The organism is Cellulomonas carbonis (assembly GCF_014636275.1).
GTDB classification, from domain to species: domain Bacteria; phylum Actinomycetota; class Actinomycetes; order Actinomycetales; family Cellulomonadaceae; genus Actinotalea; species Actinotalea carbonis.
Window position 1 is genome coordinate 781,492 of record NZ_BMEB01000002.1, and the last position, 22,971, is coordinate 804,462.

Annotated in this window: 21 protein-coding genes; 15 read left to right on the plus strand and 6 right to left on the minus strand. The window is 76.1% G+C overall.

The features are described from left to right. Positions 1–40: 40 nt before the first annotated feature. Positions 41–1,078: a hypothetical protein gene (locus tag IEV86_RS08780; RefSeq protein WP_052426242.1), complete on the plus strand. Its 1,038-nt coding sequence runs from the start codon at positions 41–43 to the stop codon at positions 1,076–1,078. 37 nt (positions 1,079–1,115) lie between these two features. Here the strand turns inward: IEV86_RS08780 and IEV86_RS08785 are convergent, their stop codons facing one another. The 5 genes from IEV86_RS08785 to IEV86_RS08805 form a co-directional block, all read right to left on the minus strand. Continuing rightward, positions 1,116–2,099 carry an alpha/beta hydrolase gene (locus IEV86_RS08785; protein ID WP_043606975.1) on the minus strand — a complete coding sequence of 328 codons (984 nt, stop codon included), beginning with the start codon at positions 2,097–2,099 and terminating at the stop codon, positions 1,116–1,118. 7 nt (positions 2,100–2,106) lie between these two features. Next, positions 2,107–3,072 carry a zinc-binding dehydrogenase gene (locus IEV86_RS08790; RefSeq protein WP_043607013.1) on the minus strand — a complete coding sequence of 322 codons (966 nt, stop codon included), beginning with the start codon at positions 3,070–3,072 and terminating at the stop codon, positions 2,107–2,109. Positions 3,073–3,103: 31 nt separating this feature from the next. Further along, complete coding sequence (locus tag IEV86_RS08795) at positions 3,104–3,811, minus strand: maleylpyruvate isomerase N-terminal domain-containing protein (protein WP_043607011.1); 708 nt, start codon at positions 3,809–3,811, stop codon at positions 3,104–3,106. Positions 3,812–3,872: 61 nt separating this feature from the next. Next, a complete protein-coding gene (metX, locus tag IEV86_RS08800; RefSeq protein WP_229734568.1) occupies positions 3,873–5,063 on the minus strand; it encodes a homoserine O-acetyltransferase MetX in 1,191 nt (396 codons plus the stop codon). 86 nt (positions 5,064–5,149) lie between these two features. Beyond that, positions 5,150–6,487, minus strand: a complete 1,338-nt coding sequence (locus IEV86_RS08805) for a bifunctional o-acetylhomoserine/o-acetylserine sulfhydrylase (protein ID WP_268235218.1) — start codon at positions 6,485–6,487, stop codon at positions 5,150–5,152. Positions 6,488–7,045: 558 nt separating this feature from the next. Between IEV86_RS08805 and IEV86_RS08810 the strand changes: the two genes are divergently transcribed. After that, positions 7,046–8,491 (plus strand): C40 family peptidase, encoded by a 1,446-nt coding sequence (locus IEV86_RS08810; protein ID WP_188484628.1) that lies wholly within the window; start codon positions 7,046–7,048, stop codon positions 8,489–8,491. Between the two features lie 155 nt (positions 8,492–8,646). On the opposite strand, the gene IEV86_RS08815 is transcribed toward IEV86_RS08810, so the two are convergent. Next, the gene (locus IEV86_RS08815) at positions 8,647–9,144 is read right to left on the minus strand and encodes an inorganic diphosphatase (RefSeq protein WP_043610269.1); all 498 of its coding nucleotides are present in this window, start codon (positions 9,142–9,144) and stop codon (positions 8,647–8,649) included. Between the two features lie 208 nt (positions 9,145–9,352). Between IEV86_RS08815 and dacB the strand changes: the two genes are divergently transcribed. From dacB to panC, 13 genes are all read left to right on the plus strand, one after another. Further along, positions 9,353–10,762 (plus strand): D-alanyl-D-alanine carboxypeptidase/D-alanyl-D-alanine endopeptidase, encoded by a 1,410-nt coding sequence (gene dacB, locus IEV86_RS08820; protein WP_043610266.1) that lies wholly within the window; start codon positions 9,353–9,355, stop codon positions 10,760–10,762. Between the two features lie 4 nt (positions 10,763–10,766). Further along, positions 10,767–11,831, plus strand: coding sequence for a zinc-dependent metalloprotease (locus IEV86_RS08825; RefSeq protein WP_043610264.1), 1,065 nt, complete (start codon positions 10,767–10,769; stop codon positions 11,829–11,831). A 16-nt stretch (positions 11,832–11,847) separates the two neighbouring features. Continuing rightward, positions 11,848–12,930, plus strand: a complete 1,083-nt coding sequence (gene tilS, locus IEV86_RS08830) for a tRNA lysidine(34) synthetase TilS (protein WP_188484629.1) — start codon at positions 11,848–11,850, stop codon at positions 12,928–12,930. Next, complete coding sequence (gene hpt, locus IEV86_RS08835; protein WP_043610163.1) at positions 12,931–13,485, plus strand: hypoxanthine phosphoribosyltransferase; 555 nt, start codon at positions 12,931–12,933, stop codon at positions 13,483–13,485. Between the two features lie 120 nt (positions 13,486–13,605). Further along, positions 13,606–15,630: an ATP-dependent zinc metalloprotease FtsH gene (ftsH, locus tag IEV86_RS08840; protein WP_043610167.1), complete on the plus strand. Its 2,025-nt coding sequence runs from the start codon at positions 13,606–13,608 to the stop codon at positions 15,628–15,630. Further along, entirely contained in the window at positions 15,630–16,307 is a 678-nt protein-coding gene (gene folE, locus IEV86_RS08845; RefSeq protein ID WP_229734569.1) for a GTP cyclohydrolase I FolE, read from the plus strand. The genes ftsH and folE overlap by 1 nt, the downstream gene beginning before the upstream one ends. 64 nt (positions 16,308–16,371) lie before the next feature. Next, positions 16,372–17,343 carry a dihydropteroate synthase gene (gene folP, locus IEV86_RS08850; protein WP_438820992.1) on the plus strand — a complete coding sequence of 324 codons (972 nt, stop codon included), beginning with the start codon at positions 16,372–16,374 and terminating at the stop codon, positions 17,341–17,343. Then, a complete protein-coding gene (gene folK / locus IEV86_RS08855) occupies positions 17,336–18,373 on the plus strand; it encodes a 2-amino-4-hydroxy-6-hydroxymethyldihydropteridine diphosphokinase (RefSeq protein ID WP_052426575.1) in 1,038 nt (345 codons plus the stop codon). The genes folP and folK overlap by 8 nt, the downstream gene beginning before the upstream one ends. Beyond that, positions 18,373–18,855, plus strand: coding sequence for a DUF3180 domain-containing protein (locus tag IEV86_RS08860; RefSeq protein WP_043610311.1), 483 nt, complete (start codon positions 18,373–18,375; stop codon positions 18,853–18,855). The genes folK and IEV86_RS08860 overlap by 1 nt, the downstream gene beginning before the upstream one ends. A 42-nt stretch (positions 18,856–18,897) precedes the next feature. Further along, a complete protein-coding gene (locus tag IEV86_RS08865; protein WP_052426574.1) occupies positions 18,898–19,425 on the plus strand; it encodes a PH domain-containing protein in 528 nt (175 codons plus the stop codon). Beyond that, positions 19,422–20,966 (plus strand): PH domain-containing protein, encoded by a 1,545-nt coding sequence (locus IEV86_RS08870; RefSeq protein ID WP_188484630.1) that lies wholly within the window; start codon positions 19,422–19,424, stop codon positions 20,964–20,966. The genes IEV86_RS08865 and IEV86_RS08870 overlap by 4 nt, the downstream gene beginning before the upstream one ends. Beyond that, a complete protein-coding gene (locus tag IEV86_RS08875) occupies positions 20,963–21,946 on the plus strand; it encodes a Rossmann-like and DUF2520 domain-containing protein (RefSeq protein WP_043605476.1) in 984 nt (327 codons plus the stop codon). Before IEV86_RS08870 ends, IEV86_RS08875 begins: the two co-directional genes overlap by 4 nt. Then, positions 21,943–22,956: a pantoate--beta-alanine ligase gene (panC, locus tag IEV86_RS08880; protein WP_081978663.1), complete on the plus strand. Its 1,014-nt coding sequence runs from the start codon at positions 21,943–21,945 to the stop codon at positions 22,954–22,956. The genes IEV86_RS08875 and panC overlap by 4 nt, the downstream gene beginning before the upstream one ends. Positions 22,957–22,971: the final 15 nt, after the last annotated feature.

Sequence of the window (22,971 nt, forward strand, 5' to 3'; positions counted from 1 at the left end):
GGGCGACGGCCCCCCCGCCCCCTGAACATCGGACACACGCATGGTCTCCTCGCGCCCCGAGGGCGCCCGGCAGGTCGCCCTCCAGACACCGGCGTCCGCCGGGCGCGCCCGTCCCGACGTCGCCGAGCAGCTCGACGCGCTCCTCGGCGAGCACCTCCTCCCGCTGCGTGCGCGTACCCCCGGGCGCGACGACGAGCCGCACCTGCTCGCGGTCGACGCGTCCGGGCAGCCGGTCGTCGTCGAGGTCGTCGGCCTGCTCGACGAGGAGGCGTGCCTGCGCGCGCTGCGGCACGCCGGCCGGGCGGCGCGGCTGACCGGTGACGAGCTCGCGGCCCTGTACAGCGCGGGGCCGGAGAGGTTCGCGACGCACCTGGAGGCGTTCCGACGGACCGTCCCCGCGACCGAGCTCCTCACGCCGTCGCTGCGCTGGGGTGCGCGGCTGCTGCTGGTGTGCTCGGCCATCGCCCCCGGCGTCGTCGACGTGCTCGAGTTCCTCCTGCAGCGCGGCCACCAGGTCGAGGTGCTCCAGGTGCGGGTCACCGAGGGGCCCGGCGGGGGGCGGCTGGTCGACGTCGTGCCCGTCGGGCGGTCGGCCGTCCCGCGCGAGCAGCCGCAGCTCCAGCCGGTCCCGCGGCGCCCGCGCGACCGCCGCGAGCCCGCACCCGAGCGTCCGCGGCCGGTCGTCGTCCCACCCCCGTTCGCCGTCCCGGTCGGGGCGTCGGGCGTGCGCGGCACCACCTCGGGCGGGATCCCGCTCCAGCAGCCGCCCGCGGACCCGCCCGTGACCGACCCGTACGACGACGAGCCCGCACCCGACCTGGTCCTCGCCGACCTGGCCGCGCGGCTCGGCGAGGTGACCCGCCTGGTGTGGGCACGCGCACGCCGCGGTGAGGTGCACGAGGCGCTGCTGCACCCCGACGGCGTCGTCGAGCTCACGGACGGCCGGTGCTTCGCGGACCTGCACAGCGCGACGTACGCGGCGGGCGGCGTCGCCGTCGACGGCTGGCGCGTGTGGCGCGCGGGGCACGAGGGTGGGCCGACCCTGGCCGAGCTCGTCGACCCGTCGCTCGGGCGCTGACCGGCCGGACGGCTCAGGGCCCCGCCCGGCCGACGGCTCAGGCCGTGGGCCCCGCCCACCCGTACGCCGCGAGCCACCGGGTGACCTCGGCGTAGTAGCGCTCGCGCACGGGGGCCGGCGACAGCGTGAGGTCGTGCAGGCCCTTGCGGACGCGCACGACCGTGACCACGGGCCCGAGCAGGACCGCACGCCGCGCGAGGAGGTCGACGTCGAGGACGACGTCCGCCTCGCGCATCTCCTCGCGCCACCGGGGCGCGATGACGCTGCGGTCCGACGCGGCCATGAGCACCGGGACCCTGAGGTCGAGCCCGCGTGCGACCGCGGCGTGCCCGGTCAGGATCGCGTGCAGCCACCCGGCCCGGACGGGGAAGAACGGCGTCGGCCGCCAGCGCTGGTCGTAGTCCCACTCGCCGCCGTGCGCCGTGTGCAGCGTGCGTGCGTAGAAGCCCGGGTCCAGGACGAGGATCGGCGACCGCGGCGCCGTCCGCGCGATCTGCTGCACGACGGGCGCGCTGAGCGTCCGCATGACCGAGGACCCCGTCAGCTCGAGCCACGGCGTGTTGAGCACGAGACCGCTGACCTGGCCCGGGTGGCGGTCGGCCCACAGCGCCGCGACGAGGCCACCCGTCGAGTGCGCGACCATCATCACGCTCACCCGGCGGCCGAGGTCGGCGCGGATCCGGGCGAGGGCCAGACCGAGCTCCTCGTCGTACGTCGCGAGGTCGTCGACGTAGCCGGGCGTCTGGTGCTCGCGCAGGCTCCGGCCGTACTTGCGGAGGTCGATCGCGTAGAACGCGGCACCCTGGCCGTGCCAGTAGCGGGCGAGGCCGACGTGGAAGAAGTAGTCGTTCCACCCGTGCACGTACAGGACCGCTCGTGCGGGTCGGACCGGTTCGGGCTCCTCGGGGCGGTACCGGACGAGGGTCGCGACCACCTCGCCCTCGTCGTCGTCGGCGAGCGGCAGCGTCAGCGCCTCGAAGTCGGGGCCGAGGACGTCCTGCGCCCACCGCGCGGCTGCCACGGCCCGCTCAGTCGCCGACCGTGACGACGACCTTGCCGACCTGCTCGCCCGACGCGAGGCGCCGGAACCCGTCGTGCACGCGGGTCAGCGGGACGGTGGAGTCGACCACGGGTCGCACGCCCGTCCGCACGAGCATGCGCAGCAGCGCCTCGAGGTCCTCCTTGTCGCCCATGGTCGCGCCGACGACGGTGAGCTCGGTGAAGAAGATCCGCTGGAGCTCCATGGGGGAGGCGTCGCCCGTCGTCGCGCCGGCGACCACGATCGTGCCGCCGGGGCGCAGCGACCGCACCGAGTGCGCCCACGTCGCGGCCCCGACGGTCTCGAGCACGGCGTCGACGCGGAACGGCAGCCGGGCGCCGGGCTCGACGGCGACGCTCGCACCGAGGGACAGCGCGCGGTCGCGCTTGGCGGCGTCCCGGCTCGTCACGACGACCTCGACGCCCGCCGCGGCGCCGAGCACCACGGCCGCGGTCGCGACGCCGCCGCCCGCTCCCTGCACGAGCACGCGGTCGCCCGGGCGGGCCGCGGCGCTGCGGAACAGCATCCGGTAGGCGGTGAGCCACGCCGTCGGCAGGCACGCGGCCTCCTCGAACGAGAGCTCGGTCGGCTTGGCGACGAGGTTCCACGTCGGGACGGCCACCTGCTCCGCGAGCGTCCCGGGGTGCTGCTCGGACAGGATCGAGCGCCGCTCGGTCGGGCCGACGCCGTGCCCGGTCGCGCCGACGACGGCGTGCACGACGACCTCGCGGCCGTCGGCCGTCACGCCCGCGGCGTCGCAGCCCAGGACCATCGGGAGGCGGTCAGCGGGCAGGCCCACGCCGCGCAGGGACCACAGGTCGTGGTGGTTCAGGCTCGCGGCCCGCACGTCGACGACGGACCAGTGCTGCGGCGGGTCGGGACGTTCGACGTCCCGCAGCTCGAGGCCCGAGAGCGGGTCCGCGGGGTCGGTGCGTGCGGCGACGGCGGCGAGCATGGTCATGACGCGACCGTAGCCCGTCGTCGCGTCACAGGACGGGCAGGTGGCCCGCGAGCTCGGGCAGCGACTCGGACGTGTGCACGGGGCGCAGCGCGGAGCCGATCGTCGCCGCGTCGACGGGCGTGCGCCCGCACGCGAGGCGCACCCAGGCCCGCGGCTCGACGACCTCGAGGCTCCATCCCCCCTCGCCCAGCAGGACCCGCAGGAGCGCGTCGGCGACGACGGCGAGCGCCTCGTCGAGCACCACGTCACCCGGTGCGTGGGGGAGCGAGCGGTCGAGGTCGTCGCCGTGCACGACGAGCTCGAGGAGCCGCGTGAGCGCGAGGTCCGACAGCAGCAGCGGTGCGACGCGGGCCTGCACGACCGGGTCGGGGCCCGTCGCGCGCAGGTCGTGCAGCTGGGTGAACGCGCTCTCGGCCACGCGGTCGAGCGCGGCGAGGGGGTCGTCGGAGATCTGGGCGGCGAGCGCGCGCGTCGCCTCGTCGATGCTCTCCGCGCGCGGCGCGTAGGTCGCGAGGTAGTCGCCGAGGGGCACGGGGGCGACGCCGGCCGGTGCGGGCTGCGTCACGGCGAGCGCCTCGAGCGAGCGGCCGAGGTGCGCGACGAGGTCGGCGACGCGCCACCCGGGCAGGACGCTCGGCGCCTGCGTCGAGTCCAGGTCGAGCTCGTCGAGCCACTCGCGCAGCCGCAGCCACTGGGCGCGGAGCAGACGGTCGGTGGTCGCCAGGTCGGTCATGGCCGCCATGCTAGGGAGGCCGCGCCGACGCGGCGCCCGCTCGTCCCGGCCCCGTCGCGGCTCAGCCGAGGAAGTCGCGGACGAGCGTGCCGACCTGCTCGGCCTCGATGAGGAACCCGTCGTGCCCGAAGTCCGACCGGATGAGGTGCATCCCGTCGCAGCCCGGCAGCCCGGCCGCCATGCGCTCGGACTGCTCGGGCAGGTAGAGGCGGTCCGTGTCGACCGCGACCACGAGCGCGCGCCCGGTCACGGTGCCGAGCGCCTCCTCGACCCCGCCCCGACCGCGGCCGACGTCGTGCGAGAGCATCGACTCGGTCAGCACGAGGTAGGAGTTGGCGTCGAACCGGCGCGCGAGCTTCCCGGCGTGGTGGTCGAGGTAGGACTGGACGGCGTACCGGCCGCCCCCGCCGAGGGGCTCCTCGACGTCCTGCGCGTCACGGCCGAAGCGCACGTCCAGCTCGCGCGGGCTGCGGTACGTCGTGTGCGCGATCTGGCGCGCGATCCCGAGGCCGATGTGCGGGCCGGCCCCCTCGGGCAGGTCGTAGTAGTCCCCGCCGTTCCAGCCCGGGTCCGAGCGGATCGCCTCGAGCTGGGGGTGCGCCCACGCGATCTGGTCGCCCGACGACTGCGCCGTGGTCGCGATCGCGGCGAGCGCGCGCACGCGCTCGGGGGCCGTGACGGCCCACTCGAGGACCCGCATGCCGCCCATGGACGCGCCGACGACGAGCGCCCACGAGTCGATCCCGAGCGCGTCCGCGACGGCGATCTCGGCCGCGACCTGGTCGCGCGTCGTGACGAACGGGAACCGCCCGCCCCACGGGCGCCCGTCGGGGCCCGTCGACGCGGGACCCGTCGTGCCCTGGCAGCCGCCGAGCACGTTCGGCGCGACGACGAACCAGCGGTCGGTGTCGATCGGCCGACCGGGTCCGACGAGCGAGTCCCACCACCCGGCGGTCGGGTGGCCGGGCCCGGCCGGGCCGGTCACGTGCGAGTCGCCGGTGAGCGCGTGCAGGACGAGGACGGCGTTGTCGCCCGACGGCGACAGCTCGCCCCACGTCTCGTACGCGACCCGGACCGGCAGCGTCACGCCGCACTCGAGGGTCAGGTCGCCGATGTCGACGAACTGCCGGCGACCGACCGGGTCGCCCTCCCGCCAGGCCGCGCTCGCGGGCACCGCGGGACCGGCCGCCCACACGGGCGCGCGCCGGCCGGCGACGGGCGCCGTCGGGGCGGGAGCGGTGTCGGTCTGCACGACGTGCCAACCTACGGCGCTCGCCCGGCGTCGGCCCGGCGTGTCCACCTCGGTGGGTGTGCGCGGCCTGGGGGAGGGCGACGACATCAGGCCCCCTTGGCCGCGCGGAAGCCTGCGTCCAGGTCCGCCAGGATGTCGTCGACGTGCTCGAGGCCGACCGAGAGGCGGACGAGGCCGGGCGTGACACCCGAGAGCGCCTGCTCCTCGGGGCTCAGCTGCGAGTGCGTCGTCGACGCCGGGTGGATCACGAGCGAGCGGACGTCGCCGATGTTGGCGAGGTTCGAGTGCAGCTCGAGCGCGTCGACGAACGCCTTGCCCGCCTCGGCGCCGCCGTCGAGCTCGAACGCGAGGACCGCGCCGACGCCGCGCGGCAGGTACTTCTGCGCGTTGGCGTGCCACGGGCTCGACGGGAGACCGGCGTAGTGCACGGTCCGGACCTCCTCGCGCGCCTCGAGCCACTCGGCGACGCGCTGCGCGTTCTCGACGTGGCGCTCGATGCGCAGCGAGAGCGTCTCGAGGCCCTGCGCGATGAGGAACGCGTTGAACGGCGAGATCGCCGAGCCGAGGTCGCGCAGCAGCTGCACGCGCGCCTTGAGGATGTACGACAGGTTCGCGCCGAACGCGCTGCCGACGCCCAGGTCCCGCGCGTACACGAGCCCGTTGTAGGTCGGGTCGGGCGTGTTGAAGTTCGCGAACCGCTCGGGGTGCTGGGCGAAGTCGAAGCTGCCGCCGTCGACGACGACGCCCCCGATGGCCGTGCCGTGACCGCCGAGGAACTTGGTCGCGGCGTGCACGACGACGTCCGCGCCGTGCTCGAGCGGGCGCAGCAGGTACGGCGTGGGGATCGTGTTGTCCACGACCAGCGGGACGCCGTGGGTGTGCGCGACCTCGGCGACCGCCTCGATGTCGAGCACGTCGGCGCGCGGGTTCGGCACCGACTCGGCGAAGAACACCTTGGTGTTCGGGCGGATCGCGTCACGCCACGCCTGCGGGTCGTGCGGGTCGGTCACGAACGTCGTCTCGACGCCCAGCTTGCGCAGCGTGTGGCCGAGCAGGTTGTACGTGCCGCCGTACAGGCTCGGGCTCGCGACGACGTGGTCACCGGCCTCGGCGACGTTGAGGATGGCGAACGTGGTTGCGGCCTGCCCCGACGCGAGCAGGAGCGCGCCGACGCCGCCCTCGAGCGAGGCGATCCGGTCCTCGACGACCTGCTGGGTGGGGTTGCCGATGCGCGTGTAGATCGGGCCGAGGTCGGCGAGCGCGAAGCGCGCGGCCGCCGTGTCGGCGTCGGGGAAGACGAACGACGTCGTCTGGTAGATCGGCAGGGCGCGGGCGCCCGTGGCGGGGTCGGGGGTCTGGCCGGCGTGGATCTGGCGGGTCTCGAAGGACCAGGCGGGGTTCGTCACGAGGGTCTCCTGGGGCATGAGCCGCGGGTGACCACTGCCAGCGCACTGACCTGGCCAGCCCACGGAGGACTGGGACGGACGTGCACGTGGATCGGTGCCAGGACCTCAGCGGGGCTGCGACGGGGCAGCCGTTCCGGCCGGGTGCGGGCACACCACCGAACGTGCGCGGGTCAGCGGCACATTCGGCAGTACATGGCACGCACGCTAGGCCCGTCGCGGCCGCACGAGAAGCCCCGACCGGATGGTGAGACCGCCGTCTCGTGCCCGGGCCGCGCGAGTCGCGGACCCGCCACCGACGCGGGAGAGGGCCGTGCCGCCGTCCGGCGTCCGCGGTGCGCTCGCGGGCTGCTCCGGTCGGGTGACCCGCCTGCGTCACCGGACGCGCGCACCGCCCGATGTGTCCGATGTGCCGGATGTGAATGATGTGAATCGCGTGACGGGTGTTCCCGATGGGGCTGCTGGTGGGTAGCGTCGTCGTCGGCGGTCCGCGCTGCCCCCGCAGCGCACCGCCGTGCGACCTCGCGACGCGCCTCCTGCGCCCGCGACGCACCCCGCGACCACGACCCGAGGACCCCCGTGCCACAGCACCAGCCGCGACGCCGTCTCGCGGCAGCACTCCTCGTCGCGCTCGCCGTCGGTGCCGCGCCCGCGGTCGCCGCCCCCGGTGACGACGAGGTCGAGGCGGCGCACGAGGCGGTCGCGTCGACCGCCGCGCAGATCGCCCGGCTCGAGTCCCGGCTCGCCGAGCACAGCGCGGTCGCCGACACGGCGTGGACCGCGGTCGAGGCCGCGGCGGAGCGCTACACGGGCGCGCTCGTCGCGGTCGAGGAGGCGCAGCAGGCCGCGCGCGACGCCGCCGAGCGCGAGGAGGCGGCGCGGGTCGAGCTCGAGGCCGCGCGCGCCGAGCTCGGCGTCATCGCGATGGAGGCGTACCGGTCCGGTGGCTCGATGGACACCGTCGGGGCCTTCCTCTCGGCCGACGGGTTCGAGGACCTCGTGGTCCGCACCGAGGCGGTCCAGCGGCTCGGTGAGCGTGCCCAGGGTGTGGTGCAGCGCTTCCAGGCGGCCGAGCTCGTGCAGGCGACGCTCGCCGAGCGGACCGCCGACGCGCTCGCGGACGCGGAGGCGGCGTCCGCCGAGGCCGACGACGCGCTCGCCGACGCCGAGGCGGCGCAGGTCGCCGCGCAGGAGCAGGTCGACCGCGCGACGGCGGAGCGCGAGCTGCTCATCGTCGAGCTCGCGGCGCGACGCCAGACGACCGTCGAGCTCGAGCGCGCGCGCCAGGACGCCGTCGACGCCGAGCGCCGGGCTCGTCAGGAGGCCGCTGCGGCGGCCGACCGCGGGGTCCGGGTCCCCGGTGCGGCCGGCCCGGCGACGGGCACGCCGGCGGGTCCGACGACGCCCGCGCCGACGACGCCCACGCCGGCGACCCCCGCGACGCCGGCCACCCCGGCCGCGCCCCCCGCGACCCCGGCCACCCCCGCGACGCCCGCGACCCCGGCGGCTCCGCCCGCCGCCGAGCCGCCGCCCGCACCGCCCGCACCCACCACGCCGCCGCCGCCACCCGCGGCCGAGCCCGAGCCCGAGCCCGAGCCCAGGCCCGAGCCCCCTGCCTCGGACCCCTACGGCCTGGGCACCGGCTCGCAGCGCGGCTCGGCCGGACAGGGCCAGGCGGCGGTCGAGTGGGCGATGGGCAAGGTCGGCACGCCCTACCTGTGGGGCGGGACCGGCCCCGACGGCTACGACTGCTCGGGCCTCACGTCGCAGGCGTGGAAGGCGGCCGGGCTCTCGATCAACCGCACGTCGCGCGACCAGTACAAGCAGGTCCGCAAGATCGCGTACGACCAGCTGCGCGCGGGCGACCTCATCTTCTACGGCCGCGGCAACGACCCGACGTCGATCACGCACGTCGCGATGTACGTCGGGGGCGGGCAGATGGTCGAGGCGTCGCGCCCCGGCGTCCCGGTCCGCGTCACCTCGGTGCGCTGGTCGGGGACCATGCCGTTCGCCGGCCGCCCCTGAGCCCGTCCTGACCCCGTCCTGAGCGCTGGTCGCGCGACCGCCCGACGACGGCGCAGCCCCCCCGGACGCGACGAGGGCCGGCACCCTCCCGGGTGCCGGCCCTCGTGCGTGCTGCGGACCTGCGACGGCTGGACCCCGCACGCCGCGGCCGTCGGTCAGATGGTGTGGTGCCCGGCGTCCTTGGCCCGCTGGAACGAGCGGCGGATCTCCTCCTCGGCCTCGGCGCGGCCCGTCCAGTGGGCGCCCTCGACCGACTTGCCGGGCTCGAGGTCCTTGTAGACCTCGAAGAAGTGCTGGATCTCGAGGCGGTGGAACTCGCTCACGTCGTCGATGTCCTGGCGCCACGACGCGCGCTGGTCGCCCATCGGGACGCAGAGGACCTTGTCGTCGCCGCCCGCCTCGTCGCGCATGCGGAACATCCCGAGCGCGCGGCAGCGGATGAGGCAGCCGGGGAACGTCGGCTCCTCGAGGAGGACGAGGGCGTCGAGCGGGTCGCCGTCCTCGCCGAGCGTCCCGTCGATGAAGCCGTAGTCGTCCGGGTACCGCGTCGAGGTGAAGAGCATCCGGTCCAGGCGGATCCGGCCGGTCTCGTGGTCGACCTCGTACTTGTTGCGCTGTCCCTTGGGGATCTCGATCGTGACGTCGAACTCCACAGCTCTCCTCCACGGCCCGGGTGGCCCGGGCCCGTCGTGGCCTGTCGGGCCGGTCCTGTCCTCGCGTGCCCGCGCGCCGGGCCGCCCGCCGTCGGTCGTGCTGCACCGACATGCGCCGACACTAGTCTGTCCCAGCGGCCGCCCGACCGGCAGGCCGCCCGCACGAGCACGCCCGTGCCCACGGGCGCCGACGGGGACCGGAGGGTGCATGTCCACGACGCGCGTCACCGCGGCCGTCGCGGGCGTCGTCGTCCTCCTCGGCGCGGGGTGGGTCACCGCCGACGCCTACGACGTCGTCCCGGGCGTCGTCACGCTCGACGCGCCGTACCCGCCGCCCGTCCCGTTCCCGACCGCGCCCGGGGCCGTCGAGCCGCCAGGGCTGCTCGCCGGCCCCCCCGAGCCGACCGACCCCGTCCCGCTGCCGGAGGCGGACGAGCTGCGTGCGCTCGCCGACGCGGTCGTGGCGCACCGGTGGATCGGGGAGTCGGTCGGGATCGTCGTGGCCGACGGCGTGACGGGCGAGGTCCTCGTCGACGTCGGCGGCGCGACGCCGCGCGAGCCCGCGTCGACCGCGAAGCTCCTGACCGCGGTCGCCGCGACGAGCGCGCTCGGTCCCGACGCGACGGTCGAGACGCGCGTGGTCCAGCAGGGGCCGGGGCGCATCGTGCTGGTGGGCGGCGGCGACGTCATGCTCGCGGCCGGTGCGGGCGACCCCGACGCGATCAACGGACGGGCCGGCCTCGCCGACCTCGCGGACGACACCGCGCGCGCCCTCGCCCTCGCCGGGACCACCGAGGTGACGCTCGCGCTCGACGACACGCTCTTCTCGGGCCCCGACGTGGCCCCCGGCTGGACGCCCGGCGACCTCGCGCTGGGGTACATGGCGCGCGTCAGCCCGATCGCCGTGAACATCGCCAAGACCCGCGAGGAGCCGTACCCCCCGCGGCACGCCGACCCGTCGATGCACGCGGCGACGACCTTCGCGGCCCTCCTGCGCGACCGCGGCGTCACCGTTGTCGGCGAGCCCGCGCGCGCGACGGCCCCGGCGTCCGCGGTCCCCCTCGCGTCCGTGCGCTCGGCGACGGTCCGCGAGGTCGTGCGCTACCTCCTGCACACGTCGGACAACACGGTCACCGAGGTCGTGGGGCGCCTCGTCGCGCTCGACGCGGGCCTGCCCGGCAGCTTCCAGGGCGCGACGCGCGCCGTGCTCGCCGAGGTCCGTGGGCTGGGCGTCGACGTCGAGGGTGCCGTGCTCGCCGACTGCAGCGGCCTCGCGGAGGGCTCGGCGCTGCCGACCTCGCTGCTCGTGGACCTCATGCGCGTCGCCGACGCGGACGCGCAGCTGCGCGGCGTGCTCGTGGACCTGCCCGTCGCCGGGTGGCAGGGCACGCTCGGCGACCGGTACGGCGACCTGCCCGCGCGCGGCCTCGTCCGGGCCAAGACCGGCAGCCTCGTCGGCGTGACGTCGCTCGCCGGCACCGTCGTGACGCAGCAGGGCCGGCACCTGCTGTTCGCCGTCGTCGCGGACCGCACGCCGCCGGGCGGGCAGCTCGGGCCCCGCCGCGTCGTGGACGCGTTCGTCCAGCAGCTGGCCGGGTGCGCGTGCGGGCTACCGTGAGGCGGTGAGCACCCCGACGCAGGACCGCACGCGGCGCGACGGTGACCGCGCGCGGTCGCTCGACGTCGACTGGGAGGCCGCCGGCCGGTGGGCCGGGCGCCTCACCGACCCGGGTCCGACCGGGACGCGCGACGAGCTGCGCGCCGTCGTCGACTCGCTGCACGCCGCGGCACGGCGCGCGCTGCCGGTCGCGGTCCGCTCGTCGGGGCTCGAGGGCCCGCTCGCGGCGTCCGGCGGCACGGACCGGCGTGCGCAGGTGCTCGTCGTCGACCGTCCCGGCTGGACGCGCGCCGCGGCACGCTCCTTCGGTCTCATGGTCGGCGACGGTCGCCCGGGGCACGGCGTGCCCGTGCCCGCGACGGCCGAGGCCGCCGCGATGCTCGCGCTGCTCGCGGGCCGGGTGCTCGGCCAGTACGACCCGTTCACCGAGCGGCTCCTGCTCGTCGCGCCCAACGTGATGCACGTGGAGCGCGCGCTGTCCGCGACGGCCGAGGACTTCCGCCTGTGGGTCTGCGTCCACGAGCAGACGCACGCGCTGCAGTTCGCCGCCGCGCCGTGGCTGCGCGACCACCTGTCGCGCGAGGTCGGGGCGCTGGTCGAGGAGCTGACGCGCTCGCCCGGGCAGGACCTGCGCGCGATGGTCGAGGGCGTGGCCCGTGCGGTCCGGCCGGGCGGTCTCCGGCCCGACTGGTCGCTGCTCGACCTCGCGCTCGACGAGGCCCAGAGCGCGCGGGTCGAGCGGCTCACCGCCGTCATGTCCCTGCTCGAGGGGCACGCCGACGTCGCGATGGACCGTGTGGGCGCCCGCGACATCCCCTCCCGACGGCGCCTCCGGGCGCGCATGGAGGCGCGGCGGCGGCGAGCCCGCGGGGTCGACCGGCTGCTGCGTCGCCTGCTCGGGATGGACGCGAAGCTCGCGCAGTACCGGACCGGGGCCGCGTTCGTCCGCGGCGTGCGCCGTGCGGGTGGCCGGGGTGCGCTCGACGCCGTCTGGACCGGGCCGGACGCGCTGCCGACCCCGCTCGAGCTCGCCGACCCGCGTGCGTGGGTCCGCCGCGTGCACGGCTGAGGCACGCGGTCGAGCCATGACGGGGCCCGCACCCGAGGTCGCCGCGCTGCGCGTCGCGGTGCGCTCGTGCCTCGCCGACGTGCCCGCCGGGTCGCTCGTGCTCGTCGCGTGCTCGGGCGGCGCCGACTCGCTCGCCCTCGCGGCCGCGACGGCGTTCGTGGCGCAGCGCGCGGGCCTGCGTGCGGGAGCGGTCGTCGTCGACCACGGCCTCCAGCCCCGCAGCGACGTCGTCGCCGCCGGCGCCGGGCGGGTGTGCCGCGCGCTCGGGCTCGACCCCGTCGACGTGGTCCGTGTCGAGGTGGGCGCCGCGGGCGGGCCCGAGGCCGCTGCGCGCGACGCGCGGTACGCCGCGCTCGACGCCGCGGCGAGCCGGCACACCGCGCAGGCCGTGCTCCTCGGGCACACCCTCGACGACCAGGCCGAGACGGTCCTCCTCGGGCTCGCCCGCGGGTCCGGGGCGCGCTCGCTCGCGGGCATGCCGGCGCGCCGCGGGGTGCTCCGCCGCCCGCTGCTCGACGTGCCGCGGACGACGACGCGCGCGGCGTGCGAGGCGCTCGGGCTCGAGCCGTGGGACGACCCCACGAACGGGCCGGCCGGCGCGGCGGCGCCGGGGGCGCACGGGCCGCGACCGCCGCTGCGCTCGCGCGTGCGGCACGAGGTCCTCCCCGTGCTCGAGTCCGTCCTCGGTCCGGGCGTGCGCGACGCGCTCGCGCGGACCGCCCGGCAGCTCGCGGAGGACGCCGACGCGCTCGACCTCGCGGCCCGCGAGCTGCTCGCGCAGGCGCAGGTCCAGCACGACGGCGTCGGCGCCGGCCTCGCCGTCCTCGACGTCGGGGTCCTCGCGGGCGCCCCGGCCGCGGTGCGTCGCCGCGCGCTGCGGGCGGCGCTCGTCGGGGCCGGCGTGCCCGCGGGCGCGCTGCACCGCTCGCACGTCCTCGCGGTCGACGCGCTCGTCACGGACTGGCACGGTCAGGGCGCCGTCGCCCTCCCGGGCGGCCGTCGGGCCGCTCGGTCCTGTGGCAGGCTGGCCGTCGGTGCGGCGGAGGTCGCGCCGCCGACGGAGCCGGGACGCCCGGCGGCGAGCACCAGGGAGCAGTGAGTGGACGCATCCGACATGGGCACCGACCTCGAGCGGGTCCTCCTCAGCGAGCAGCAGATCGCCGACCGGCTGACCGAGATGGCGGGCGAGATCGACGCCGACTACGCGGGCCGGGACCTGCTCCTCGTGGGCGTCCTCAAGGGTGCGGTCATGGTCATGGCGGACCTCGCGCGGCGCCTGCACCTGCCGGTCGAGATGGACTGGATGGCGGTGTCGTCGTACGGCGCCGGGACGTCGTCGTCGGGCGTCGTGCGGATCCTCAAGGACCTCGACACCGACCTGACCGGGCGGCACGTCCTCATCGTCGAGGACATCATCGACTCGGGCCTGACGCTGTCGTGGCTGCTGTCGAACCTGCGGACGCGGGGAGCCGCGTCGGTCGAGATCGCGACGCTGCTGCGCAAGCCCGAGGCCGCGAAGGTCGAGGTCGACGTGCGCTACGTCGGGTTCGACATCCCGACCGAGTTCGTCGTCGGGTACGGGCTGGACTACGCCGAGAAGTACCGCAACCTGCCGTTCGTCGGGACGCTCGCGCCGCACGTGTACTCGGACTGACCTCGGACCGACGGGGCGTCCTGCCCTGGGCGAACACGGGGTGGTCGCCACGGGTCCAGCGGGTACCGTGCCAGCAGATCACCCTGCGACCTGGAGGGACGAGGGCCCCGCCCGCTGCCCATGAATCTCAAGCGCCTCACGCGCGGTCCCGTCCTGTGGATCGCGATCGCCGTCGTCATCCTGTGGGTCGGCATGACCTCGCTCACGCCCCCGGGCGTCCAGCGCATCGACACGAGCGAGGGCCTCGCGCTGCTCGGCGGTGACACGGTCGAGCAGGCGCGGATCACCGAGGGCCAGCAGCGCGTCGACCTGACGCTGAGCGAGGACTTCGACGACCACGGCCGCGCCGTGCAGTTCTACTACGTCGAGCCGCTGGGCGACGAGGTCGTCGACGCGGTCATCGAGTCCGCGCCCGAGGACGGCTGGGACGCGCTCGTCCCGCGCACGCCGTGGTGGATGAACCTGCTGAGCATCATGCTCCCGTTCATCATCATCCTGGGCCTGTTCTGGTTCCTCATGTCGCGCATGCAGGGCGGCGGCTCGCGCGTCATGCAGTTCGGCAAGTCGCGCGCCAAGCTCGTCTCCAAGGAGAACCCGCAGGTCACGTTCGCCGACGTCGCGGGCGTGGACGAGGCGGTCGAGGAGCTCCAGGAGATCAAGGAGTTCCTCGCCGACCCCGCCAAGTTCCAGGCCGTCGGCGCCAAGATCCCCAAGGGCGTCCTGCTCTACGGGCAGCCCGGTACCGGCAAGACCCTCCTCGCGCGTGCCGTCGCGGGCGAGGCGGGCGTGCCGTTCTACTCGATCTCGGGCTCGGACTTCGTCGAGATGTTCGTCGGCGTCGGCGCCTCGCGCGTGCGCGACCTGTTCGACCAGGCCAAGCAGAACGCACCCGCGATCATCTTCATCGACGAGATCGACGCCGTCGGCCGGCACCGCGGCGCCGGCATGGGCGGGGGGCACGACGAGCGCGAGCAGACGCTCAACCAGATGCTCGTCGAGATGGACGGCTTCGACGTCAACGCGAACGTCATCCTCATCGCCGCGACCAACCGGCCCGACATCCTCGACCCGGCCCTGCTGCGGCCCGGGCGGTTCGACCGGCAGATCTCGGTGGACGCCCCCGACCTGCAGGGCCGCGAGAAGATCCTGCACGTCCACGCCCAGGGCAAGCCCGTCGCGCCCGACGTCGACCTGCACGCGGTCGCCAAGCGCACGCCCGGCTTCACGGGCGCCGACCTCGCCAACGTGCTCAACGAGGCCGCGCTCCTGACGGCGCGCACCAACGGCACGCTCGTGGGCAACCACGAGCTCGACGAGGCGATCGACCGCGTCATCGCCGGCCCGCAGAAGCGGACCCGGCTGATGAACGAGAAGGAGAAGAAGATCACGGCGTACCACGAGGGTGGTCACGCCCTGGTCGCCGCGGCGCTGCGCTACACCGACCCGGTCACCAAGGTCACGATCCTCCCGCGCGGCCGGGCGCTCGGCTACACGATGGTCATGCCGTCGGAGGACAAGTACTCGACCACGCGCAACGAGCTGCTCGACCAGCTCGCGTACGCGATGGGCGGCCGCGTCGCCGAGGAGATCGTCTTCCACGACCCGACCACGGGCGCGTCCAACGACATCGAGAAGGCCACGGCCATCGCGCGCAAGATGGTCACGCAGTACGGCATGAGCGAGAAGGTGGGGGCGGTCAAGCTCGGCCAGGGCGACGGCGAGCCCTTCGTCGGGATGGACCGCGGCCACGGCCGCGAGTACTCCGACCAGGTCGCCTTCATCGTCGACGCCGAGGTGCGCCGCCTCATGGACTTCGCGCACGACGAGGCGTACGAGATCCTCAACCAGTACCGCGACGTGCTCGACGGGCTGGTCCTCGAGCTGCTCGAGCGCGAGACGCTCAACCAGGCCGAGCTCGCCGAGGTGTTCTCCCGCGTCGTCAAGCGCGAGCCGCGCGACGTGTGGCTGTCGAGCGACGGGCGCCCCGTGTCCGACCTGCCGCCCGTCCGGACGCCCGCGGAGCAGGCCGCGGGCAACGGCCACATGCCGCCCCAGGACGAGGCCGCCGCCGCCAAGCCGGAGCACCCGGCCGCACCGGTCGGCGAGGTCCCGCCGGGCGGCACCCCGGACGGACGGCTGGGCTGATGACGCACACGGCCGACGACGCGCCCGGGCTCGACGTCGCGGGCGACGGTCACCTGGTGCCCGCCGACGACGTGCCGCAGGTCGGGGAGGACGCCGCCGCGCTGCCGCTCCCGCGCTACGACGCGGCACGTGCCGAGCGCGCGGTGCGCGAGCTCCTGCTCGCCGTGGGCGAGGACCCGGACCGGGAGGGCCTGCAGGACACGCCCGCCCGCGTCGCGCGCGCCTACGCCGAGACCTTCGCGGGCCTGCACCAGGACCCGGCCGCGGTGCTGCAGACGACGTTCGACCTGGGCCACGAGGAGATGGTCCTGGTCAAGGACATCGAGGTGTACTCGACCTGCGAGCACCACCTCGTGCCGTTCCACGGCGTCGCGCACGTGGGGTACATCCCGGGCGACGACGGACGCATCACCGGGCTGTCGAAGCTCGCGCGGCTCGTCGACGTGTACGCGCGCCGGCCCCAGGTCCAGGAGCGGCTCACGTCGCAGGTCGCGGACACGCTGGTGGAGGTCCTGCGCCCGCGCGGCGTCATCGTCGTGGTCGAGTGCGAGCACCTGTGCATGTCGATGCGCGGCGTGCGCAAGCCGGGGGCGCGGACGCTCACGTCGGCCGTGCGCGGCCAGATGCGCGACGTCGCGACGCGTGCGGAGGCGATGAGCCTCATCCTCGGCCGCTGAGGCGCCCGGTGCACGACCACCGCGCCCCGCACGAGCGCCGTCGAGCCGCCCCTAGGCTGGCGGCGTGAGCGAGACGCCACCGACGCACCCCGCGCCGCTCCCGCCCTCCCTGACGTCGCTCGACCGCACGCTGGTCATGGGCGTCGTCAACGTCACCCCCGACTCGTTCTCCGACGGCGGGCGCTGGTTCGAGCCGACCGCCGCGGTCGCGCACGGCATGCGGCTGCTCGCCGAGGGCGCCGACCTCCTCGACGTCGGCGGCGAGTCGACGCGGCCCGGTGCCTCGCGCGTCCCGGTCGAGGAGGAGCTGCGCCGCGTCCTGCCGGTCGTGCGCGAGCTCACCGACGCGGGGGCCGTCGTGAGCGTCGACACGACGCGTGCGCGCGTCGCCCAGGCCGCGGTCGGCGCGGGCGCGGTCGTCGTCAACGACGTCTCGGGCGGTCTCGCCGACCCCGACATGGGCCGGGTCGCGGCCGCGACCGGCGCGGTCTACGTCGCGATGCACTGGCGCGGGCACGGCGACGTCATGGACGACCTCGCGACGTACGACGACGTCGTCGCGGACGTGCGGGACGAGCTCGCGGCCCGCGTCGACGCGCTCCTGGCCGACGGCGTCCGTCTCGAGCAGCTCGTGCTCGACCCCGGGCTCGGGTTCGCCAAGCCCGGCTCGGACAACTGGCCCCTGCTCGCGCACCTGGACGCGTTGATCGCTCTCGGGCGTCCCGTGCTCGTCGGCGCGTCGCGCAAGCGGTTCCTGGGCCACCTGCTCGCCGACGCCGCCGGGCAGCCGGCGCCGCCCCACCGCCGTGACGACGCGACGGCGGCCGTGAGCGCGCTCGCCGCGGCGGCGGGCGCGTGGTGCGTCCGGGTGCACGACGTCGCGCCGACCGCCGACGCCGTCCGCGTCGGGGCCGCCTGGCGCGCCGCACGCGACACGCACCCACCCGCCGCGGCGCCACCCCTCGGCACCGCGCGCCCCGCCGACCCCGCGCCGCCGCGGTGGCCGCCGCACGAGACGAGGAGCACCCGTGCCTGACGTGCAGCACGACCGGATCCGGATCACCGGCATCGCCGCGACCGGCCACCACGGGGTGTTCGACCACGAGCGCCGGGACGGGCAGCGGTTCGTCGCCGACGTCGTCCTGCACGTCGACACGCGGTCCGCCGCCGCGGCCGACCGCCTCGACCTCACCGTCGACTACGGCACCGTCACCTCGCGCGTCGCCGCGGTCCTGTCGGGCGCCCCCGCCGACCTCGTCGAGACCGTCGCCGAGCGGATCGCCGCGGTCGTGCTCGACGACGACCGCGTGCACGCCGTCGACGTCGTGCTGCACAAGCCGCAGGCGCCCATCCCGGTGCCGTTCGACGACGTGACGGTGGAGATCCACCGCGACCGGGCGCGCCCACCGGCGGTCGCCGCACCCGCGGGCGGACGCCACGCAGGTGCCGCGGCCACCGAGCAGGACCCGCAGGCCGACGTCGCGGAGCCGTCGGGCGTCGCGGGGCAGACGGCGGTCCACGACCGCCTCGACGAGCCGCCCGCCGAGCCGGTCGACGTCGTGCTCGCGCTCGGCTCCAACCTCGGCCCGAGCCAGGACCTGCTGCGCCGCGCGGTCCACGAGCTGTGCGAGGTCGACGGGCTCGACGTCGTCGCGGTGTCGCCGCTCGTGCGGACCGCTGCGGTCGGCGGCCCCGAGCAGCCGGACTACCTCAACGCCGTCGTCCTGGGCCGCACGACGCTCGCCCCGCGGGCCCTCCTGCGCGCGTGCCAGGGCGTGGAGGCGTCCCTCGGGCGGGAGCGCCTCGAGCGGTGGGGCCCGCGCACGGTGGACGTCGACGTCGTCGTGCACGGGACGACCCTCGCGGTCACGGACGACCTCGAGCTCCCGCACCCGCGTGCGCACGAGCGCGCGTTCGTCCTCGAGCCGTGGGCGCAGGTCGCCCCCGACGCCGTCCTGCCGGGTCTCGGTGGCGGCCCCGTCCGCCTCCTCGCCGAGACGGCGCCCGACCGGGGCGGGATCCGCTGGATGGCGCTCGACTGGTGGCGGACGCCGGGGGAGGCCTGATGCGACGGACCCCGTGGACCCGGCTCCTCGTCGTCGCGCTCGTCGCGGCGGCCGTCGTGCTGCTCGTGCTGCGCTTCGCGGAGGCGCGGGGCGCGACGGTGCTCGCGGTGCCGTGGCTGTCGGCGGCCGTGCTCGTCGTCATCGCGGTGCTCGTCCTCGCGTCCGGCTGGCAGGTCCGGCAGCTGCGCGACGGGAAGCGACCCGGCATGGACCCGCTGCGGGCGGCCCGCACCGTCGTGCTCGCGACCGCGTCCGCCTACACGGGTGCGCTGCTCGCCGGCTGGTACGGCGGGCACGTCCTGCTCACGGTCGGCGACCTGGAGATCGCGGCACGGCGTGACGTCGCCGTGACGGCGGGCGTCGCGCTCGCCGCGGCAGTGCTCCTCGCGGTCGTGGGCCTGGTCGTCGAGCGGTGGTGCGAGGTGCGCGACGGCGACGACGAGGACGGCACCGGGCCGACGGTGCCCGACGGCGTCGTCTGAGCACCGGTCCGGCGCGTCCACGCGCAGTGGGAGGATGACCGCATGAGCGACGGACCCTCGGTCCTGCCGGCCGCGCACGGCGTGAGCCCCGATCCCTTCGACCCGCAGGACGTCGACTGGGTCGGCGTCTCGCCGCGGCTCGTCACCGTGCGCCTCGTGACGGCCGCGATCGTGCTGCTGCCCCCGGTCGTGGTGGGCGTGCTGATCGCGGTCCTGACGGGGGTTCCGGGTCTCTGGGCGGTGCCGGGTGTCGTCGTCGCCGTCGCGCTGTGGACCGCGCTCCTCGTGCCGCGCCAGGCGCGCGCGATCGGCTACGCGGAGCGCGCGGACGACCTGCTGGTCCGCCGCGGGATCCTGTTCCGTACCCTCGTCGTCGTCCCGTACGGCCGCATGCAGTTCGTGGACGTCCAGGCCGGCCCGCTCGACCGGTGGGCGGGCATCGCGAAGGTCCAGCTGCACACCGCCTCGCCCGCGAGCGACGCCGTCATCCCGGGGCTGGCGCCCGACGAGGCGTCCCGGCTGCGCGACCGTCTCGCGGCGCGCGGTGAGGCGAGGCTGGCCGGGCTGTGAGCGAGCTGGTCTGGTCGCGGTTCCACCCCGTCACGCCGGCGGTCAAGGGCTGGAAGGTCCTCGTCGTCGTGCTCGCGATCGCCGTGCAGCAGGGCGCCGAGAACGTCACCGCGGCGCGCGACGCGGTCGACGCCGTCGGCTGGTGGCCCGTCGTCGGGGCGATCGCGGGCGTGGTCCTGATCGGCTTCCTGTACTCGTTGGTCGCCTGGCGCATGGCGCGGTTCGCGGTGGGGCCCGACGCCGTGCACCTGCAGCAGGGAGTCCTGTTCCGTCAGCAGCGCACCGCTCGCCTGGACCGGATCCAGGCGATCGACGTCGTGCAGCCGCTCCTCGCGCGGCTGCTGGGGCTCGCCGAGCTCAAGATCGAGGTCGCGGGAGGCTCCGACTCGGCGGTGAAGCTGTCGTTCCTGCGCGAGGCCGACGCGCAGGTGCTGCGCAACGAGCTCCTCGCGCGCGCCGCGGGGGTCGAGTTCGGCACGCCCGAGGTGCCGCACGCACCCGTCGCGCCCGAGCGCGAGGTCCTCGCGGTCGAGGCCTCGCGCATCCTCGTCTCGACGCTGCTGTCGTCGGCCGCGATCATCGGGCTGATCGGCATCGTCGGCGTCGCGGTCGCGATCGCCGTCACGGGCGAGCCGAGCATCGCGATCACGCTGCTGCCGTTCCTGCTCGGCACGGCCGGCTACGCGGTGCAGCGGTTCAACAGCGAGTTCGGCTTCCGCGCGGCGGTGTCGCCCGACGGCATCCGCCTGCGGCACGGCTTCACGTCGGCCCGCGCGCAGACCGTCCCGCCCGGGCGCGTCCAGGCGGTGCGCATCACGCAGCCGCTGCTGTGGCGCAGCCGCGGCTGGTGGCGCGTCCAGGTGAACGTCGCCGGGTACGGGGTCTCCGACGCCCAGACCGAGAGCGTCCTGCTGCCCGTGGGCGACCGGGACGAGGCGCTGCTCGCACTCTGGCTCGTCCTGCCGGACCTCGGCGCCGAGGACCCGGTCGCGCTGCTCGACGACGCGCTCACGGGCACGGGGCCCGGCCGCTTCGTGACGAGCCCGCAGTCCGCGCGCTGGCTCGACCCCCTGTCGTGGCGCCGCAACGGGTACGCGCTGACGGGTCGTGGGCTCGTGCTGCGCAGCGGCCGCTTCGTCCGGCAGGTCGACGTCGTCCCGCACGAGCGCACGCAGTCCCTGGGGCTCACGCAGGGTCCGATCCAGCGCCGCCTCGGCCTCGCGAGCGTCGCGCTGCACTCGACCCCGGGTCCCGTGTCGCCCACCGTCCCGCACCTCGCGGCCGACGTCGCCGCCCACCTGCTCGCGACCCAGGCCGAGCGCGCCCGCGAGGCCCGCGCGTCCGCGGGGCCCGAGCGCTGGATGGAGCACATGCACGCACGCGGCGTCGCCCCGGCCGCGCCCGCCGCGTCGGCGACGCCGGAACCGGCGACCCCGACCCCGGCGGCCCCGCCGCCGGCCGCACCCCCTGCTCCACCCGCACCCCCTGCTCCACCCGCACCTCCGGCCGTGTCGCCGCCGTCCGAGGTGGGGCGGTCGTGACGCCGTCGTCCGCACCGGGCCGGCTCGGGGTGGGCGTCGTCGGGGCCGGACGCGTCGGCGCGGTGCTCGGCAGCGCGCTGCGGGCCGCGGGGCACGCCGTCGTCGGCGCGAGCGGCATCTCGGCCGAGAGCCGCGAGCGCATCGCGACGCTCCTTCCGGGCGTCGAGCACCTCGAGGTCGAGCAGGTCGTGGAGCGCGCGGAGCTCGTGCTGCTCACGGTCCCCGACGACGCGCTCGCCGACCTCGTGCAGGGCCTCGCGACCGTCGGTGCGTGGCAGCCCGGGCAGATCGTCGTGCACACCGCCGGTGCGCACGGCGTCGGCGTTCTCGCACCCGCGCGGGCCGCCGGGGCGATCCCGATCGCGCTCCACCCCGCGATGACGTTCACGGGCACGTCGCTCGACCTCGGCCGCCTGCCCGGGTGCACCGTCGCGGTGACCGCACCGACCCCTGTGCTGCCCATCGGCCAGGCGCTCGTCGTCGAGATCGGCGCCGAGCCCGTCGTCGTCGCCGAGGAGATGCGTCCGCTGTACCACGCGGCCCTCGCGCACGGTGCGAACCACCTCGTGGTCCTGGTCGCGCAGGCCGCCCAGGCGCTCGCGGCCGCGGGCGTCGCCGCACCGGACCGCGTCCTCGGGCCGCTGCTCGCCGCCGCGCTCGACAGCGCGGTGCGCGCCTCGGCCAACGCGGGGGACGGGACCGCGGTCGGCTCGAGCGGCGTCGCGTCGCTCACCGGTCCCGTGGTCCGGGGCGACGCGGGGACGGTCGCGGCGCACCTGCGACGCCTCGCGGAGCTCGCGGGCACCGAGCCGACGACGAGCGACCTCCCGGGCACGTATCGTGCGCTGGCGCGTGCGGCGACGGGTCGCGCGCTCACCGGCGGTCGCCTCGGCGTCCGGGACGCCGAGCGGCTGCTCGACGTGCTGGCCGAGCCCGACCCTGACGCGTCCACCGACGGGGACGACGAGGAGGACGCATGACCGACGCACCGGGCGCCGTGCCGGGCGACCTGCCGGACGCCGTGCCGGACGCCGTGCCGGGCGGGGCCCCGAGCACCGCGCCGAGCACCGCACCGAGCACCGCGCCGAGCACCGCACCGAGCACCGCGCCGCGGCTCGTCCGCACGCGCGCCGAGCTCGCCGCCGTCCTCGACGAGCGCGCGTCGCAGCGGTGGCCGCGCCGTCGTCGAGCGGTCGTCATGACGATGGGTGCGCTGCACGAGGGCCACCTCGCGCTCGTCCGCGCCGCCCGCGAGCACGCCGACGAGGTCGTCGTCACGATCTTCGTCAACCCGCTCCAGTTCGGCCCGGCCGAGGACCTCGCGCGCTACCCGCGCGACCTCGACGGGGACGTCGCGCTGCTCGCGACCGCGGGGGTCGACGTCGTCCTCGCCCCCGACGTCGGCGAGGTGTACCGCGGCGGTGAGCCGGCCGTGCGCGTGTCGGCCGGTGCGCTCGGCGAGCGGCTCGAGGGTGCCCACCGGCCCGGCCACTTCGACGGCGTGCTCACGGTCGTGCTCAAGCTCCTGCACCTCGTCCAGCCCGACGTCGCGCTCTTCGGGCAGAAGGACGCCCAGCAGCTCATGGCCGTCCGCCGCATGGTGCGCGACCTCGACGTGCCGGTCGAGGTCGTGGCGGTCCCGACGGTGCGCGACGCCGACGGGCTCGCGCTGTCGTCGCGCAACGCGTACCTGTCCGCGGCGGACCGTCGCTCGGCGCTCGTGCTGTCGCGCGCGCTCGCCGCGGCACGCTCCGCGGCCGACGCGGGCCGTCCCGCACCCGAGGTGCTCGACGCCGCGCGCGGGGTGCTCGCCACCGAGCCCGCGGTCGACCTCGACTACGTCGCGCTCGTCGACCCGGCGGACGCCACGGACGTCGGACCCGCGCACACCGGGGAGGCGGTGCTCGCGGTCGCCGCGCGCGTCGGCTCGACCCGGCTCATCGACAACGCGGTGCTGCAGGTCGCGGCGCCGCAGGGGAGGACCTCGTGAGCACAGGCCGGCTCC

What these genes read in the sequence shown, in the direction of transcription:
- panC (WP_081978663.1), top strand. Translation starts at nt 21,943, where the DNA reads ATGACCGACGCACCGGGCGCCGTGCCGGGCGACCTGCCGGACGCCGTG.
- IEV86_RS08860 (WP_043610311.1), top strand. Translation starts at nt 18,373, where the DNA reads ATGCGACGGACCCCGTGGACCCGGCTCCTCGTCGTCGCGCTCGTCGCG.
- IEV86_RS08865 (WP_052426574.1), top strand. Translation starts at nt 18,898, where the DNA reads ATGAGCGACGGACCCTCGGTCCTGCCGGCCGCGCACGGCGTGAGCCCC.
- IEV86_RS08795 (WP_043607011.1), bottom strand. Translation starts at nt 3,811, where the DNA reads ATGACCGACCTGGCGACCACCGACCGTCTGCTCCGCGCCCAGTGGCTG.
- tilS (WP_188484629.1), top strand. Translation starts at nt 11,848, where the DNA reads ATGACGGGGCCCGCACCCGAGGTCGCCGCGCTGCGCGTCGCGGTGCGC.
- dacB (WP_043610266.1), top strand. Translation starts at nt 9,353, where the DNA reads ATGTCCACGACGCGCGTCACCGCGGCCGTCGCGGGCGTCGTCGTCCTC.
- IEV86_RS08780 (WP_052426242.1), top strand. Translation starts at nt 41, where the DNA reads ATGGTCTCCTCGCGCCCCGAGGGCGCCCGGCAGGTCGCCCTCCAGACA.
- IEV86_RS08790 (WP_043607013.1), bottom strand. Translation starts at nt 3,072, where the DNA reads ATGCTCGCCGCCGTCGCCGCACGCACCGACCCCGCGGACCCGCTCTCG.
- folE (WP_229734569.1), top strand. Translation starts at nt 15,630, where the DNA reads ATGACGCACACGGCCGACGACGCGCCCGGGCTCGACGTCGCGGGCGAC.
- ftsH (WP_043610167.1), top strand. Translation starts at nt 13,606, where the DNA reads ATGAATCTCAAGCGCCTCACGCGCGGTCCCGTCCTGTGGATCGCGATC.
- IEV86_RS08805 (WP_268235218.1), bottom strand. Translation starts at nt 6,487, where the DNA reads ATGCCCCAGGAGACCCTCGTGACGAACCCCGCCTGGTCCTTCGAGACC.